The 15,970-nt window shown below is 70.3% G+C and carries 15 protein-coding genes; 11 read left to right on the plus strand and 4 right to left on the minus strand.

Annotated elements, in window-relative coordinates:
* The first annotated feature begins 92 nt into the window (after positions 1-92).
* The 4 genes from ACLF3M_RS25285 to ACLF3M_RS25300 all read left to right on the plus strand — a co-directional run bounded on the left by ACLF3M_RS25285 (position 93) and on the right by ACLF3M_RS25300 (position 5,015).
* Positions 93-1,082: a TAXI family TRAP transporter solute-binding subunit gene (locus ACLF3M_RS25285; protein WP_430659763.1), complete on the plus strand. Its 990-nt coding sequence runs from the start codon at positions 93-95 to the stop codon at positions 1,080-1,082.
* A gap of 168 nt (positions 1,083-1,250) precedes the next feature.
* Complete coding sequence (locus tag ACLF3M_RS25290; RefSeq protein WP_430659764.1) at positions 1,251-3,164, plus strand: TRAP transporter permease; 1,914 nt, start codon at positions 1,251-1,253, stop codon at positions 3,162-3,164.
* On the plus strand, positions 3,161-4,186 hold the full coding sequence (locus ACLF3M_RS25295) for an amino acid ABC transporter substrate-binding protein (protein ID WP_430659765.1): 1,026 nt from the start codon (positions 3,161-3,163) through the stop codon (positions 4,184-4,186). Before ACLF3M_RS25290 ends, ACLF3M_RS25295 begins: the two co-directional genes overlap by 4 nt.
* 1 nt (position 4,187) lies before the next feature.
* Positions 4,188-5,015: a YihY/virulence factor BrkB family protein gene (locus ACLF3M_RS25300; RefSeq protein WP_430659766.1), complete on the plus strand. Its 828-nt coding sequence runs from the start codon at positions 4,188-4,190 to the stop codon at positions 5,013-5,015.
* Here ACLF3M_RS25300 and ACLF3M_RS25305 read toward each other — a convergent pair.
* Positions 4,993-5,916: a polysaccharide deacetylase family protein gene (locus ACLF3M_RS25305; RefSeq protein ID WP_430659767.1), complete on the minus strand. Its 924-nt coding sequence runs from the start codon at positions 5,914-5,916 to the stop codon at positions 4,993-4,995. The genes ACLF3M_RS25300 and ACLF3M_RS25305 overlap by 23 nt on opposite strands.
* Positions 5,917-6,173: 257 nt before the next feature.
* On the opposite strand from ACLF3M_RS25305, the gene ACLF3M_RS25310 reads away from it, so the two are divergent.
* Together ACLF3M_RS25310 and ACLF3M_RS25315 are read left to right on the plus strand one after the other, a co-directional pair.
* Entirely contained in the window at positions 6,174-7,466 is a 1,293-nt protein-coding gene (locus tag ACLF3M_RS25310) for a calcium-binding protein (protein ID WP_430659768.1), read from the plus strand.
* A gap of 350 nt (positions 7,467-7,816) precedes the next feature.
* Positions 7,817-9,517: a calcium-binding protein gene (locus ACLF3M_RS25315; RefSeq protein ID WP_430659769.1), complete on the plus strand. Its 1,701-nt coding sequence runs from the start codon at positions 7,817-7,819 to the stop codon at positions 9,515-9,517.
* A 75-nt stretch (positions 9,518-9,592) separates the two neighbouring features.
* On the opposite strand, the gene ACLF3M_RS25320 is transcribed toward ACLF3M_RS25315, so the two are convergent.
* Positions 9,593-10,858, minus strand: coding sequence for a family 1 glycosylhydrolase (locus tag ACLF3M_RS25320; protein ID WP_430659770.1), 1,266 nt, complete (start codon positions 10,856-10,858; stop codon positions 9,593-9,595).
* A gap of 250 nt (positions 10,859-11,108) precedes the next feature.
* Positions 11,109-11,732: a M35 family metallopeptidase gene (locus ACLF3M_RS25325; RefSeq protein ID WP_430659771.1), complete on the minus strand. Its 624-nt coding sequence runs from the start codon at positions 11,730-11,732 to the stop codon at positions 11,109-11,111.
* A gap of 47 nt (positions 11,733-11,779) precedes the next feature.
* Between ACLF3M_RS25325 and ACLF3M_RS25330 the strand changes: the two genes are divergently transcribed.
* From ACLF3M_RS25330 to ACLF3M_RS25350, 5 genes are all read left to right on the plus strand, one after another.
* Complete coding sequence (locus ACLF3M_RS25330; protein WP_430659772.1) at positions 11,780-12,265, plus strand: AtzH-like domain-containing protein; 486 nt, start codon at positions 11,780-11,782, stop codon at positions 12,263-12,265.
* Between the two features lie 107 nt (positions 12,266-12,372).
* Positions 12,373-12,534, plus strand: a complete 162-nt coding sequence (locus ACLF3M_RS25335; protein WP_430659773.1) for a hypothetical protein — start codon at positions 12,373-12,375, stop codon at positions 12,532-12,534.
* A 70-nt stretch (positions 12,535-12,604) separates the two neighbouring features.
* A complete protein-coding gene (locus ACLF3M_RS25340; RefSeq protein ID WP_430659774.1) occupies positions 12,605-13,864 on the plus strand; it encodes an NAD(P)/FAD-dependent oxidoreductase in 1,260 nt (419 codons plus the stop codon).
* A gap of 101 nt (positions 13,865-13,965) precedes the next feature.
* Positions 13,966-14,703: a cold-shock protein gene (locus ACLF3M_RS25345; protein WP_430659775.1), complete on the plus strand. Its 738-nt coding sequence runs from the start codon at positions 13,966-13,968 to the stop codon at positions 14,701-14,703.
* A 207-nt stretch (positions 14,704-14,910) separates the two neighbouring features.
* Complete coding sequence (locus ACLF3M_RS25350; RefSeq protein ID WP_430659776.1) at positions 14,911-15,204, plus strand: hypothetical protein; 294 nt, start codon at positions 14,911-14,913, stop codon at positions 15,202-15,204.
* A 22-nt stretch (positions 15,205-15,226) separates the two neighbouring features.
* On the opposite strand, the gene ACLF3M_RS25355 is transcribed toward ACLF3M_RS25350, so the two are convergent.
* A complete protein-coding gene (locus ACLF3M_RS25355; RefSeq protein WP_430659777.1) occupies positions 15,227-15,964 on the minus strand; it encodes an aspartate/glutamate racemase family protein in 738 nt (245 codons plus the stop codon).
* Positions 15,965-15,970 lie beyond the last annotated feature (6 nt).

The following is a 15,970-nucleotide window of genomic DNA, read 5'->3' on the forward strand; positions in this document are numbered from 1 at the left end:
TGGCACGCAACCGTGCCGGGCGGGAGTGGACGGAAGGCCCGGCCTCCGCGCATGATCCCCGGCATCGAGGAAGGCCCGAGGGGAGAGACACCATGGCCCTGATGATCCCGCGCCGCCTGGCGCTCGGCGCCGCGCTGGCGGCGCCCTTCGTGCGCACCGCCGCCGCGCAGCAGACGCTGGAATGGGTGGCGGGGTCGGTCGGCGGCGGCTGGTACACCATCGCCGCCGGCCTGTCGTCGCTGATCGCGGAGGACAACCCGGACCTGCGCATCCGCGTGGTCCCCGGCGGCGGCGTCGCGAACTCCACGCGCGTCAACAACAACCAGTCCCCGCTGGGCTGGGGCATCGACACCTTCACCGCCGCGGCGGCGAAGGGCGAGGAGCCCTACAGCCAGAAGCACGAGAACCTGCGCAGCCTCGGCACGGGCTACAGCCCGACCGAGCACAACCTGATCCGCGTCACGGGCCAGGGGCCGGAGGACATGCGCGGCATCCTGACGCAGCGCGGCCTCAAGATCGCCTGCCCACAGCGCAGCAGCACCGACGAGACGACGCTGCAGCGCATCCTGCGGTTCTACGGCACCTCGCCGGACGCGATCCGCAACGGCGGCGGGCGCTACCTGAATGGCAGCTACACCGACATCGCCGCGGCGTTCGCCGACGGCCAGGTGGACTACCTCTATGCCGCGCTGGCCAAGCCCGCCGCGATCCTGACCGAGATCGGCCAGGGCCGTCGCAACGCGCGCCTGGTGGAGTTCCCGGACGAGGTGCGCAAGCACCTGATCGACGCCTTCGCGTATGCCGAGGGCGTCATCCCCGCGGGCACCTATCCCACCCTGCAGGACCGCGACGTGAAGGTCACCACGATGGACACCGTGCTGATGGTCCATGCCAGCGTGTCCGACGACGTCGCCTATCGGATCACGCGGACGCTGATCAGGAACCGCGGGCAGCGCCTGGTGCAGATCCATGCGTCGATGGCGTCGTGGGATCCCGCGACGTCCTGGCGCTACAGCGGCGTGCCTCTGCACCCGGGCGCGGCGCGCGCGTTCCGCGAAGTCGGCGCGATGCCGGCGGCGTGACGGCTGTCCTGTCGCGCAGTTCGGCGACTAGAGGCCCCCTCCCAACCCTCCCCCGCAACTGCGGGGGAGGGCTCTTGCGCACTCCGCCGCCGCCGCTTCTCCCTCCCCCGCGGTTGCGGGGGAGGGCGGGGAGGGGGCAGCCACCTCCGCTGAAGAACAACCCCTTGCATGCGTGACCTCTCCGGCCCCCTGAAGACCATCTGCTGGCTCTGGGCGGCCGCGGCGGCGGCGGTGCATCTCTATTTCGGCGGCTTCGGCTTCCCCGAGCCGATCCAGATGCGCGGCTTCCACCTGCTCGTCTTCACACCGCTGCTCTTCCTGCTCTACCCCGCCTTCGCGTCGTCCCCGAAGAACCGGCCCTCCCTCCTCGACTGGCTCTGGGCGGTCGCCTCGGCCGTCCCGCATGCCTGGGTGATGTGGAACTGGATGGCGGTCGCGGACCGCATGGAATACGTGGACCCCTTCGGGCCGACGCTGATGGTGCTCGGCATCACCTGCATCGTGACGCTGCTCGAGGCGATCCGGCGCGCGGTGGAGCCGGGGCTGGCCTGGATGGTCGCGGGATCACTCGCCTATATGCAGTGGGGCTGGGCATTGCCGGGCGTGCTGAACGCGCGACCCTTCACGCCGGCGGAGATCGTGGAGGCATCCTGGCTGGTGCCGACGGCGGGCGGCGTCTACGGCCCGCTGACCGGCATCGTCGCCACCACCATCGCGGTCTTCATCCTGTTCGGTGCCTTCATGCAGGGCAGCGGGACGGGGCGGCTGTTCTCCAACATCGGCGCCGCGGTCGCCGGTCGCTACAGCGGCGGGCCCGCCAAGGTCGCGGTCGTGACCTCCGGCCTGTTCGGAACGATGAGCGGCTCGTCGGTGTCCAACGTCATCACCACCGGCGCCATGACCATCCCGCTGATGGTGCGCATCGGCTACCGCCCTGCCGTCGCCGGCGGGATCGAGAGCGCGGCGAGCGTCGGCGGCGCGCTGATGCCGCCCGTCATGGGCGCAGCCGCCTTCGTCATGGCGGAGATCACCAACATCCCCTACGGCGACATCGTCGTCGCCGCCGCGATCGGCGCGGTGATGTACTACTTCGCCATCCTCGCCGCCGTGCATTTCGAGGCGAAGAAGCTCGGCATCGAGCCGATGCCGCTGAAGGACATCCCGGCCTGGCGCGAGGTACTGGCCGACGCGCATCTCGTGCTGCCGATCATCCTGCTGGTCTGGCTGATGACGGAACGCTGGTCCGGCAACTACGCCGCCTTCTGCGCGACGGTCGCGATGGTCTTCGTGTCGCTGCTGCGGGCGCGGACGCGCATGTCGCCGCGCGACATCGTCGAGAGCCTGGCCAATGCCGGCCTGACCATGGCGCCGCTGGCGGTGTCCATCGCGGGCGCGGGCATCGTGGTCAGCGCGCTGACCGCGACCGGGATGGTCGTGGCCTTCGGCGGCATCATCAAGCAGCTCGCCGGCGGCAACCTCGCGCTTCTGCTGATCCTGCTGGCGACGACGGTGCTGGTGCTGGGCCTCGGCATCCCGACGACGCCGTCCTACATCATCGCCGCCGCGATCGGCGTGCCGCAGGTGCTGGAACTCGGCAAGGGCATGGGCGTGGACATGCTGGCCGCGCACCTCTTCACCTTCTACTTCGCGGTGATCGCGGATGCGACGCCGCCGGTGGCCGCGGCTGCCTTCGCCGCCGCGGCGATCGCAAAGGCCAGTCCCACCATCACATCGGTGCATGCCACGCGCTTCGGCATCGCCGGCTTCACCGTCGGGTTCGCCTTCATCTACGACCCCGGCATCATGATGCGGGGCGGGCTGGTGGAGATCGTCACGGCCAGCGCGATCCAGGTCGTCGCGTTGACGCTCATCACATCGAGCTATGCCGGCTTCCTGCTGGCGCCGACTCATTGGGCCGTGCGGATCGCGATGGGGCTGGCGGGGCTTTTCACCGCCTTCGGCTACGTCACGACGGACACCAACCGGCTTCTCGTCGGCGTCGCCGCGCTGGCCGGCGTGGCCTCGCTTCAATGGGCGTCGGGCCGAACCGCCGCCCGCACCCAGGGGGGAACAGGACGATGATCAGGCGTAGCCTTCTCGCGATGGCCGCGGCGCTGCTGGCCGCGCCGGCCTTGGCGCAGACCGCGGCACCCGGGCCGACCCTGGCGGCCGTGCGTTCCAAGGGGACGGTGGATTGCGGCGCGCATCCCGGTGCGCCGGGCTTCGGCGCGCCGGACAGCCGCGGCATTCACCAAGGGCTCGATTCCGACACCTGCCGCGCGATCGCCGCGGCGGTGCTCGGCGACGGCTCGCGCGTGCGCTTCCTGGTCTCCTCCTCGGCCGCGAGGCTCGCGATGCTGCAGTCGGGCCAGATCGACGTGCTGCCGCGCACCACGACCTGGACCCAGACGCGCGACACCGCCAACGGGCTCAACTTCACCGCTGTCACCTTCTATGACGGTCAGGGTTTTCTGGTCCGGCGCAGCGCCGGGGTTACGCGGGCCAGCCAGCTCGACGGCGCCTCGATCTGCGTGACCTCGGGCACGACGAACGAGCTGAACCTGGCGGACTGGGCGCGTTCCAACCGCATCAGTTTCCGACCCGTCGTCTTCGAGCAGAACGAGGAGACCCGCATCGCCTACGAGGCCGGCCGCTGCGACGCCTACTCGACCGACGCCAGCCAGCTCGCCGGCCACCGCAGCACGATGCCGCGGCCCGAGGACCACGTCGTGCTGCCCGACATCATCTCGAAAGAGCCGCTGGCGCCGGCGGTGCGGCAGGGCGACGATCAGTGGTTCGACATCGTCCGCTGGACGATCTTCGCGCTGATCGAGGCCGAGGAATACGGCGTCACCCAGGCCAATGTGGACGAGATGCTGCGGAGCGAAAGGCCCGAGGTGCGCCGGCTGCTCGGCGTCTCGGGCGACCATGGCGGCTTCATGGGGCTCGACCGGCGCTGGGCCTACAACGCGATCAAGGCGGTGGGCAATTACGGCGAGATCTTCGACCGGCATCTCGGCCGCGGGTCGCCGATCGGGCTGCAGCGAGGGCTGAACGACCTCTGGACGCGTGGCGGGCTGATGTACGCGCCGCCCATCCGGTAGCGTGCTCGACGAGATCCGCCGGCATCTCGCCCAGGCCTATGCGGTCGCGACCTCCGACCGCATCTCCCTGGTCGCGGCGGGTTGCGCCTTCTACGCGATGCTCGCGCTGTTCCCCGCGATCTCGCTGCTGGTCGCGCTCTATGGCCTGTTCTTCGACCCCGTCACGGTGGAGAGCCAGCTCGACCTCATGGAGGGCGTGGTGCCGGAGGCCGGGCAGGAGCTGATCGCGGAGCGCGTGCACGAGCTCGTCGCCGCGCCGCGCGCCAGGCTGGAATGGACCGCGATCGTGGCGGGGCTGATTGCCTTCTGGTCGGCGTCCGCCGGCATTCGCGCGATGCTCGGCGCGCTGAACCTGGCGCAGGGCGAGCAGGAGGGTCGGGGCGTCCTGGCCTTCTACGCCACCGCGATGCTGCTGACGCTGGGCGCCATCGTCGCTGTCGTGGTGGGGCTGGCCTTCCTGGTGGCGCTGCCGCGGGGCCTGGAATGGCTCGGCATGCCGCCGGCAACCGCGCTGGCGCTGCGCGGGCTCGGGCTCGTGCTGGTGCTGCTGGCGGTGCTGGTCTCGGTCGGCGTGCTGTACCGCTTCGGGCCGGCGCGGCCGCCGCCGGGCTGGAGGCTCGTCTCGCCGGGATCGGTGGCGGCGACGATGCTCTGGGCGGTCGCCTCCGTCCTGTTCTCGCTCTACGTCTCCAATGTCGCGACCTATGACGCGCTGTACGGCAGCCTCGGCGCGGCGGTGGCGCTGCTGATGTGGTTCTGGGTCAGCGTCTACGTGATCCTGCTCGGCGCGGAGCTCGACGCTGCGATCAGGCGGGAGAGGGGGCGCTGACATCGAGCCAGTGCCGCGCGATGTCGCGGCGGCGCGCGACCCAGATGCCTTGCGTCTTCGCGGCATGGGCCAGCACGGCGTCCAGCCCCGGCATCCGGGCCGGGCGAGCAATGATGCGCAGGTGCAGGCCGATGGACAGCATGGCCGGCCTGTCCCGCGCCAGCAGCCAGTCCATCGCGCCGATGCAGTAGCGGGAGAAGTCGTCGGCCTGGACGAAGCCGCCGCCGGGCTGGAAGCGCATGTCGTTGCAGTCGAAGGCGTAGGGCAGGATGACGTGCGGTTGCCCATCGGGGCGGACGACGCTGCGAGGGATTTCGTCGTCGTAGCAGTCGGAGTCGTAGAGGAAGCCGCCTTCCTCCATCAGCAGGCGCCGCGTGTTCACGGATGACGCGCTGCGGGTATGCCAGCCGACGGGGCGCTCGCCCGTCGCCGCGGTGATTGCCTCGACGGTGCGCGCGATGACGGCGCGCTCGGTCGCCTCCGCCATGCCCGCATGGGTCTGCCAGCGCCAGCCATGCGCCGAGACCTCGTGGCCGCGCGCATGCGGCGCCGCGGCCAGTGCCGGCGTCGCGGCGACCGCGCGGCCGCAGGCGGAGAAGGTGGCCCTCAGCCCGTGGCGGTCGAAGGCGTCCAGGATCCGCCAGATCCCGACGCGGCTGCCATAGGCGTAGTGGCTTTCCATGCAGGGGTCGCGATGGCCGACGACCTCCTCTCGCGCCTCGTAGACGCTCTCGTTGCGCTCGTCGCCGGAGGACAGCGCGAGCTCGGCGCCTTCCTCGACATTGACGACGAAGGAGAGCGCGAGCCGCGCGCCGCCGGGCCAGCGCGGATCGGGCGGGTTCGGGCCGTGGCCGGCGAGGTCGCGGTCGGGATGGGGCATGCCGCCGGGAAGCTCGGTCATGGCGGCAGCATAGGGCGGGCGGGCCGGGGCACGAAACAGCTCCGAAACATGGTTTCCGCCTTCGGTGCGGACGCGAAGCGCCGGAAACGGGGCGCGACATGCCGCCGAAACGCCGGAACCCGATAACGCCGCCACGACGGCGCGCATCGGGCGCACCCTCGATCAGAAACGGAAGCGATCAAATGTCCATCCTGCTCTAAGAAGCCTACCAATTCGGCACCGAGATCTACCTCCAGCCGGAGGTCCGAACCTTCGAGGTGACGCAGGTCTACAAGGTCGATTGGCAGGGCAACTACGTCGCGGGGGACGAGACCGACGGCGTCTATGACGCGAGCGCCGGCGCCGGCGCGGGCGTGAATGTCCATGGCAACGCGCTCGACAACACGATGACCGGCAGCGACCGCTCCGACACGATGTGGGGCGGCGGAGGGCTCGACGTGATCACGGGCGGCCTCGGGGACGACAACCTGCAGGGCGACGCGGGCGACGATGCCCTTTATGGCGGCGTCGGCAACGACACCTTCGGCGGCGGGGACGGGAACGACTCCCTGGCGGGCCAGGATGGCGCCGACCGCATGTTCGGCGGGGCGGGCAGCGACACGGTCGATGGTGGTCTTGGCGCCGATTCCATGTGGGGCGGCTCCGGCGACGATGTCTACGTCGTCTATGATGCGAAGGACGTCGTCACGGAATACGCCGGCGAAGGCCGCGACCGCGTCGAGACCACGCTGACGAGCTACACGCTCGGCGCCAATGTCGAGGACCTGACCTTCACCTGGAATTTCGCCGACTACGACGGCCTGCTCGCGCGCACCGCGATCGGCAACGCGCTCGACAACAGGATCGTCACCGCGCTCGGCGACGACAGCGTTGCGGGTGGTGGCGGCGCGGACTGGCTCGAGGTCGGCAGCGGCCGGGACACCGCGAGCGGCGGGGCCAGCAACGATACCGTCTTCGGCGGCAACGGCAACGACGTGGCGCGCGGCGGCGGCGGCAACGATGCGCTCAACGGCGACGGCGGGAACGACCTCATCTACGGCGGCGACGGCAACGACCGCCTGAAGGGCGGCACGGGCCAGGACCGCCTGTTCGGCGACAACGGGAAGGACAAGGTCGAGGGCGAGGGCGGCAACGACGTCCTGCGCGGCGGCGCCGGCGCGGATTCGGTCTATGGCGGCGAGGGCAACGACGTGGTCATCGGCGACGCTGGGATGGACCAGCTCTGGGGCGGGGCCGGCGCCGACATCTTCCGCTACCGCGCGGCGGGGGACAGCACGGCCTTCTCGATCGACGCGATCAAGGACTTCGAGAAGGGCTTGGACAAGATCGACCTGTCCATGATCGACGCCAACACGACCAACGGCACCGGCAATGACGGCTTCTCCTTCACCGGCACGGGCGCGATGTTCAAGAGCGCCGGCGATCTCTGGGTGCAGGACGGGGTGGCCGGAAGCTTCGTGTATGGCGACCTCAACGGCGATGCCGTGGCGGACCTCTCGATCTACGTGCAGGGCGTCTTCGGCCTGACCGCGAACGACTTCATGCTCTGACGCGGCCAGCGGCAGGCGATCGCCGCCTGCCGGCGCGCCGATCGAAGAGCCCTCCTCCGCCCACGCGGAGGAGGGCTTTCGCGTTCCGGGACGCCGGGGCGCGACGCCGCGGGCCCGGCGCGGCAACCGGCCGAAACAGTGTAGCCAGGCGCAGTCGGGCGGCGAAGCAACGGAAACACGCCGCGAAGTCAGGCGGACATGTCGCTGCCCGATAACCCTGTCAACGCGGTGCGCAACGGGCGCACAGGCGATCGAAACGGAGAAACCCCGAGACTGTCAGCATCAACGTCAACAGCGACAAGGACGAGAACGACGTCTTTGAGGGCCAGGCCTATGACGAGGACGTCATCGTGCAGACCTATGGCGGCAACGACGTCGTCTGGGCCGCGCAGGGCAACACCACGGCCTATCTCGGCGACGGCAACGACTACTTCACGGCGGCCAACCTCGGCAGCCTCATCAGCAATCCCGGCGACATGTCGGTCGGCAGCTCGATCGTCTATGCGGGCGCCGGCAACGACACGATGGACATCTACGACGCGACGGCGGTCCTGCATGGCGGCGCGGGCAACGACACCTACATCCTCGGCGGCGAGGACCACGCCGTCACCATCATCGAGGACGACAACGCGCAGGGCGGCGGCATCGACACCGTCCTGATCGCGATGAACAGCAACGCCTCCCACACGATGTCGGCCTTCGTCGAGAACCTCGCCGTGACGAAGATCTTCACCTCAGCCCTGGTCGGCGTGAACTGGGACGACACGAACGGCACCTACGAGGGCGCGGCCGGGGCGGGCAATGGGGCCTACATCGCCGGCAACACGCTCTCGAACAGGATTGAGCTGTCCGACCGCAACGACACGGTCTGGGCCGGCGACGGCAACGACACCGTCATCGCCTGGTCGGGCGACGACAAGGTCTACGGCCAGAACGGCAACGACAACCTGGACGGCGCCGGCGGCGCGGACACGGTCAGCGGGGCGGCCGGCAATGACGTGGTCAAGGGCGGCAGCGGCAACGACCTGGTCTATGGCGGCAATGACCGCGACACCGTGCGCGGCGACGACGGCAACGACACGCTGCATGGCGACGCCGGCAATGACCTGGTGCAGGGCGGGGCCGGGCATGACCGGCTCTTCGGCGAGATCGGCAACGACACGCGGCAGGGCGACTACGGCTCCGATACGCTGCAGGGCGGCGCCGGCGACGACACCTATGTCCTGGTGGACAACGACACCATCGTGGAGGGCGCGGGCGCCGGCATCGACACGGCGCGCGTGGCGATGACGAGCTACACGATCGGCGCCAATGTCGAGAACCTGACCTTCACCACCGGCGCCGCGGGCCGCTTCGGCGTCGGCAACGAGCTCGCGAACGGGATCACCGGCCTGGCGGGCAACGACACGCTGAAGGGGATGGACGGCAACGACGTGCTGACCGGCGCCGGCGGCAACGACAGCCTCCATGCGGGCAGCGGCAATGACTGGGTCTATGCCGGGACCGGGAACGACTACGTCCAGGGCGCCGCCGGGAACGACTTCCTCTACGGCAACGACAAGGTCTACGGCAACGACGGCAATGACGTGGTGGTCGGCGACGCCGGCAACGACGAGGTGCAGGGCGGCACCGGCAACGACACCGTCTCGGGCGGCACGGGCGACGATACCGTGTACGGCAACGACGGCAACGACATGATCTATGGCAGCGCGGGCTGGGATCACCTCTGGGGCGGGGCTGGGGTGGACTACTTCAGCTACACCTCGATCGCCGACAGCAACGCCTTCGGCATGGACGTGATCAAGGACTTCGAGAAGGGGGTGGACCGGATCAATCTCTCGCCCATGGACGCCAACAGCACCGTCGCCGGCAACCAGGCCTTCGGCTTCACCGGCACGGGTGCGATGTTCGGCTCGGCCGGCGACGTGTGGATCAAGGAGGATACCGAGGGCTCGCTGACCGGCACCGCGATCTATGGCGACCTCAACGCCGACTTCGTCATCTTCGTCGAGGGGTTGACGGGCCTGACGGCGTCCGACTTCATCCTCTAGGCGGGGAGGTCATCGCCCCGACCTCGGCCCTCCCCCGCGAAAGCGGGGGAGGGCGAAGCATGGCGAAGGAAGGCTTCAGGCCGCGAGCGGCACCTGCAGGCACCAGGACTGGGTCGGCAGGACCTCGCGCCAGGATTCGATTAGCCGCTTGTAGGCGATTCCTGCGCGCCGCGGCTTGCGGTCGAGGTCATAGAGGCCGCGGGGGTTCACGTCGCCCCGCTGCACCCGCAGCGCATGGTTCCAGTCCACCTGGTCGCACAGCGAGTACCAGGTGAAGCCGAGCACCGGCACGCCGTCGCGGCGCAGGCGCAGGATCCCCGACCACTGCTTCCAGAGCCAATGCTCGGCCTCGTCCCCGCGCGGGCCTTCATCCAGGTTGGTCTCGGTGTGCATCACCGGCAGGCCGTAGCGCGCGTGGTAGTCGCGGGTGACGGTGTCGTAGCCGAAGACCTCGCCGGCCCAGCGGCCATGGCCGTCCTTGTTGAGGAGGTGCTCGTTGGTCTGGTACCAGTCATTGCCCATGACGCAGTGGCGCTTCAGCGCCGGCGCCTCCTTCAGGAAGAAGTGGTAGTCCTCGCGCGTCAGGCCGTTGTCCATCAGGAACTCGTACATCAGGCTGTCCACGCGCCGCCCGTAGTTAAGGTCGAGCGTCAGGAAGCGCTCGGCGTTGCGGAACTCGGCATGCGGCAGGGCGGCGGGGCACTCCGCATGGAAGGCCTCGGTCGACTCCGACTGGATGAAGATGGCGTCGGGGCGGATGCGCAGGATGGCGCGCATCGCGAGCACATTGGCGCGCACGATGTTGCGGATCGCGGTGACGTAGCTGCGGTCGTCGTGGCGCTGCTCGTTCCACCAGCCGTATTTCGCGGAGAAGACGGCGGTGATGAACATCTCGTTCACCGGGGTGTAGAGCTGCACCCAGGGGAAGCGCGCGGCGAAGGCCTGGGCGTAGTCCGCGAACAGCTCGGGGAAGTCCGGGTTCTGGAAATCGCCAATCCAGTCCGGTACGCCGAAATGACAGAGATCGACGATCGGGCGGATGTTCAGGCGCCGGAGCTCGGCGAAGCCTTCCTCGGCGAAGCCGAAATCGTACAGGCCGGGGGCGCGGAAGGCGGTGTGCAGCTGCGGGCCGTAGCGGAGCGCGTCGCAGCCCAGCTCCTTCACCAGGGCGAAATCCTCGCGCCAGCGGTCGTAGTGACCGCATTCGGCCAGCTGGTCGCGCCGGATGCGGCCGGCCTCGATCGTCGGCGCGCTGTTCTCGATCCCCGTCGCGAAGAGGAAGCCGTGATGCGGGACGAGCCTGGCGTAGGTCTCGCCAGCAGGCATCGTGGCGTCGAGCATGGTGCTGTTCCTGGGTCCGAAGGAGCGGGCGCCCTTGCCGGTCCCCCCGGTCCGGCGCTCACGGACTATTGTATACCACGGCGATCAGCATTGCGTGAAGTGAGAAAGCGCGCGCTGCGCGAATTAACCCCGACCGTCCTGACTGCGATAACCCCAACTATGCGCGCCCCGGCTGGGCGCAGTGAGGGTATTAGCCGTCGGCCCACGCAAAAAACTTGACCCGCATCCTGGCGAACACAGTCAGGCGCGCCTAACGCGAGGCCAGCGTCTCCACGAAGTACTCGTAGTTGTCGGCGTTCTCCGCGGCGCGGCCGGGCTCGTTCGTGGCCAGCGCCAGGGCGGCGCGGCGGCCATAGGCATGGTCGCGCGTGCCTGCGACGAGGTGCGAGACCTCGTGCACCAGGATGCCCCAGCGCGAATCGAAGCCGGTCAGGCTGGCGCGGAAGAAGGCGGGGCAGAGGCCGAGCAGCCCCCGTCCGGCCGCGGCATAGGCCATGCGGCTGTCCTTGCAGGCCGGCGGGTCGTTGCATTCCAGGCGCTGGACCTGCTGCTCGATGAACCAGGCCGCGACCATCTTCAGCCGTCCCCGCACCTCGTCCCGCGGGGCGTTGCCGAACCAGCGCTGCACCTCGGGGTGGTCGGGCTGGTCGCGCAGCACGACCAGGGCTGCGGTGACGTGGCGGCGGGCGGTGGCGACGGCGTCGGTGAAGACCTGGCGGTGGGAAGGCAGGCAGGCCGGGCCCGGGATATCCGCCGGCACCGGCATGGCGGCCTGGGGCTTGGTGGACGGCAGGGTCTGGCGGGGCTGGGCGACGGCCGGGAAGGCCAGTGCCATCAGCGCGAGGAGGACGGCGAGGCGGCGCGGCGGGATCATCGCGCGGCATCCTGCACCATCCCCCATGCCGGGATCGAGACGCGATCGTGGCCGCGGCATGGCCGCCGCTCTTCGCAGCCGCGTCGCGGCAGGGCAGTCTGCGCGGCGTCCGACAGGGGGTGCGTGTGGAACTCGACGATCCCGCGGTGCTGGCGGAGGTCCGCGCCGTCTTCGACCGCTACGAGGCCGCGCTGATGGCGAGCCGGGCGGAGGAGCTCGACGCCATCTTCTGGGCCGATCCGCGCACCGTGCGCTTCGGCATCACGGAGATCCTGTATGGCCATGACGCGATCAGGGCGTTCCGGTCGAGCGTCAAGGCCTATGCGCAGCGCGTGCAGCGCCGGGTGCACATCGTCGCCTTCGGCAGCGATTTCGCGGCGACGCATCTGGAATACGAGCGCGTCGGCACCGGGCTGATCGGGCGCGAGACCAAGATCATGGCGCGCCTGCCGGAGGGCTGGCGCGTGGTCTCGGCGCATGTGTCGCTGCTGGCGGGTGGCGATCCCGGGCGGGAGATGCGCGGCGCTCGATAGTCGGCGTGGCAGGTCAGCGCTCGGGCGGCGACGGCGGGATTGGCCTCGAAGGCGAGGCAGCGCGTGTCGGGCAGCACGGCGCGCAGGCGGCGGGACCAGGCGGCCTCATGCGTGCCGATCTCGATCGCGAGGGCAGGCTTTATGTGCCGGGCGATCTCCTCGAAGATGGCTTCGAGCCGGGTCGTCAGCACGCCGCGGTCGGGGCTGCCGGGCTGGCGCAGCCTCGCGCGGTGCAGCAGGCCCTGGAGTCCAGCATCTGCTTCGCATGAGGGCCTGCGTGTCCATTCCCGTCATCCCCGATCCGCCGGCGGCGGCTCTCCTTACAGCAGGCAAGCCCCGATGAGCCATGTGGTGGTGATCGGCGCCGGCATCGTCGGCGCGGCGACCGCGCTGGAGGCCCTGTCGGCGGGCTTTCGCGTCACGATCCTGGAGCCCGGCGATCCCGGGGGCGAGCAGGCCGCGTCCTACGGCAACGGCTGCTGGCTGAGCCCGATGTCGGTCATCCCGCCGTCCGTGCCCGGGCTGTGGAAGAAGGTGCCGCGGTTCCTGATGGACCCGCTCGGGCCGCTCGCGATTCGCTGGTCCTATTTCCCGAAGGTGGCGCCCTGGCTGGTGAAGTACCTGCTGGCGGGCTGGACGGAGCCGAAGGTGCTGCGCATCGCGCAGGCGATCCGGCCGCTGCTGGCCGGCGCGCCGGCGCTGCACAAGGACCTCGCGGCGCGGGCCGGCGTGGATCGTCTGATCGAGCGCAACGGCCTGATGTATGTCTATGAGGACCGCGCGCAGTTCGAGGCCGAGGCGATGGCCTGGCGCGTCCGCCGCCAGGTCGGCATCGAGTGGATCGAGCTCGGCCCCGACGAGATGCGGCAGAAGGAGCCGGAGCTCGATCGCCGCTACGGCTTCGGCGTGCTGGTGGAGGAGGGTGGGCATTGCCGCGATCCCGGCGCCTATGTCGCGGCGCTGGTGGCGCAGGCCGTGGCCGAGGGGGCGGCGCTGAAGCGCGCGAAGGCCATGGGCTTCCGGATCGAGGGCGGGCGGCTGCGCGCCGTGCTGACGGATGGCGGGGAGGTCGCGGCGGACAAGGCGGTGATCTGCGCCGGCGCTTATTCGAGGAAGCTGGCCTCACAGGCGGGTTCCGACGTGCCGCTGGAGACGGAGCGCGGCTACCACGCGATGGTGCTGGACAGCCCGACCGGGCCGCGCACGCCGCTGATGCCCTACGACGGCAAGATGTCCATCACCTGGACCGACCGGGGGCTGCGATGCGCCGGCCAGGTGGAGATCGCGGGGCTGGACGCCGCGCCGAACTGGAAGCGGGCCGGGATCCTGCGCGACCACCTGCTGCGGAGCTTCCCGAACCTGCCGCGCGACCTGCCGGCGGAACGCGTGAGGTTCTGGATGGGGCACCGGCCTTCGATGCCGGATGGGCTGCCCTGCATCGGGCCGGCGGCCGCCAGCCCCGACGTGCTGCTGGCCTTCGGGCATGGCCATGTCGGGCTGGTGGCGGGGCCGCGGACGGCGCGGCTGGTGGCGGCGATGCTGACGGGCGGCGCACCCGAGATACCTGTTGACCCGTTCACCCCTGCCCGATTCGCGTGACATCGTTTTTGCTGGCGTTCAAGGCGCGCCGGTGCCATGGTCAGAAGTGGCGGCCCTGCATCGTGCGCGGTCGTGTCGATAATTACGGATAGATACAGATCGTGTTTCCCGACAATGAGCAGGGTGGCGAAGGCCCGATTGAGGCCGAGGTCAAGTGGTACAATGCCCGGAAGGGCTTCGGTTTTGTCCTCGGGCCGGATGGCCAGGACGTCTTCTTCCACGCTTCCGCGCTGACCGAGGCCGGCATCGAGCCGCCGGAGACCGGCGACAAGCTGAATTGCGAGATCGGCACCGACCGGCAGGGCCGGCGCCTCGTCACCCGCATCCACGGGATCACGAAGGGCCCTGGCGGTGGCGCCGGCGCGCCCCGCGGCGGCTTCGGCGACCGTCCCCCGCGCCGTGACTTCGGCGGCGGCGGCGGCTTCGGCGACCGTCCCCCGCGTCGCGACTTCGGCGGCGGCGGCTTCGGCGATCGTCCCCCGCGCCGTGACTTCGGTGGTGGCGGTGGCGGCTTCGGCGCCCCGCGCGGCGGCGGCTTCGGCGGTCCGCCCGGCGGCGGCTTCGGCGCCCCGCGCGGCGGCGGCTTCGGCGACCGTCCCCCCCGGCGCGACTTCAACCGCGACGAGGGCGGCCCGACCTACGCTGTCTCCGGCACCGTGAAGTGGTTCGACCAGGTCCGCGGTTTCGGCTTCGTGACCCCGGACGATGGCGGCCAGGACGTGTTCCTGCACTCCTCCGTTCTGCAGCGCGCCGGAAAGCAGGACGTGCAGCAGGGCGAGAAGGTGGCGCTCGACGTCCGTGACGGCCAGCGCGGCCGCCAGGCCGTCACCATCAAGTAGAGCCGCGCGCCCCAGGGAGCGACGGATGGGAACCCCGGTCGGAGACGGCCGGGGTTTTTTCATGGGCGCCGTCCGGGGGCTTGGCGGGCGTTAACCACTTTCGTTCCAAAGGCCTTCCGGCGGGCCAAGCCGTTTACCTCTCGTTAACCTCCGGAGGTGTCAGGTGTTCGCGGGCGGCTCCCCCGTGCGCGAAGGATACTCGCTGACATGCCCCGTACCGGTTCTCCCCGCCTCGCCCCCGCCGAGATGATGTCGCGTCGCGATCCCCGGCTGACGCCGCCGCTGGCCAGCGCCGTCGGCGCGATCGTCGCGCTCGCCGCGCAGCGCGCGCGATCGGCCGGTGAATTCGCCGCACTGCGGGACGCCGTCAGCGCCGCGCTGGACAACGCTGCGCCGGGCGTGGCGGAGGCCGAGCCGACGCGGGTGCATGTGCTCGACCTCGAGGAGATGCCGCGCGACACCGGGCTGGCGGCGATGCTGGGGCGCCTGGCGCGGCGGTGAAGGCCGGGGGCGGGCCGGCCCGTCAGAACCGCCGCGGCCGAAGCCCCGCGTGGAACCAGGTGATCATGGAGTAGATGTCGTAGACCGGCAGGCCGAGCTCGTCGCGCAGCGCGGCGGCGTAGGGCGGCATGTTGGTGCATTCCAGCACGATCGCGCCTATGTCGGGGTGACGCGCGACAAGCCGCCTCCCGGCGTCCAGGATGTCCTGCTCGGCCAGCGCCACGTCCATGTCCTGCGCCTCGGCCCTGATCAGGACGCGGAAGAATTCCCGGCCATCCTCCGTGCCCTCGACCGGGATGTCGCGGGGGACGCCGATGGCATCGAGATGCGCGGGCGTCAGGCTCGACTTGCTGACCGTGACCACGCCGACCCGCTGGCCCGGCGGCAGCATCGCCTGCACCCAGGGCACCTGCAGCAGGGATGAGGTCGCGACCGGCACCCTCACCGCCGCGGCGAGCTCGGCCTGGAACAGGGTCAGGAAGCCGCAGTTCGTCGTGATGGCGTCGGCGCCGAGATCCACCAGGTCGCGCGCGGCGTCGACGAAGTCGGGCAGCAGGCCCGCGGCACCGTTCAGCACCACCCGCTCCGGGCTCGCGCCGCGGACGACGCGGAACAGGACGGGGAACGGCCAGGTCTCGCCATTGCCCATGTCGCCGGCGATGCGCGGGAAGCGCGCCTCCAGCATGAGGATGCCGAGCGGGGCGCCGTAGATGGACTTCCCGCCGCGGGCGAGGCGGGGCGCGATGTCGTTGCGGGTCATGGCCCG

It is taken from the genome of Falsiroseomonas sp. HW251 (assembly GCF_050563545.1).
In the GTDB taxonomy this organism is placed as follows: domain Bacteria; phylum Pseudomonadota; class Alphaproteobacteria; order Acetobacterales; family Acetobacteraceae; genus Falsiroseomonas.

Coding starts and splice junctions, on each gene's coding strand:
- ACLF3M_RS25335 (WP_430659773.1), top strand. CDS start 12,373: ATGCGTGCCGATCTCGATCGCGAGGGCAGGCTTTATGTGCCGGGCGAT.
- ACLF3M_RS25285 (WP_430659763.1), top strand. CDS start 93: ATGGCCCTGATGATCCCGCGCCGCCTGGCGCTCGGCGCCGCGCTGGCG.
- ACLF3M_RS25290 (WP_430659764.1), top strand. CDS start 1,251: ATGCGTGACCTCTCCGGCCCCCTGAAGACCATCTGCTGGCTCTGGGCG.
- ACLF3M_RS25320 (WP_430659770.1), bottom strand. CDS start 10,858: ATGCTCGACGCCACGATGCCTGCTGGCGAGACCTACGCCAGGCTCGTC.
- ACLF3M_RS25340 (WP_430659774.1), top strand. CDS start 12,605: ATGAGCCATGTGGTGGTGATCGGCGCCGGCATCGTCGGCGCGGCGACC.
- ACLF3M_RS25295 (WP_430659765.1), top strand. CDS start 3,161: ATGATCAGGCGTAGCCTTCTCGCGATGGCCGCGGCGCTGCTGGCCGCG.
- ACLF3M_RS25325 (WP_430659771.1), bottom strand. CDS start 11,732: ATGATCCCGCCGCGCCGCCTCGCCGTCCTCCTCGCGCTGATGGCACTG.
- ACLF3M_RS25305 (WP_430659767.1), bottom strand. CDS start 5,916: ATGACCGAGCTTCCCGGCGGCATGCCCCATCCCGACCGCGACCTCGCC.
- ACLF3M_RS25355 (WP_430659777.1), bottom strand. CDS start 15,964: ATGACCCGCAACGACATCGCGCCCCGCCTCGCCCGCGGCGGGAAGTCC.
- ACLF3M_RS25350 (WP_430659776.1), top strand. CDS start 14,911: ATGCCCCGTACCGGTTCTCCCCGCCTCGCCCCCGCCGAGATGATGTCG.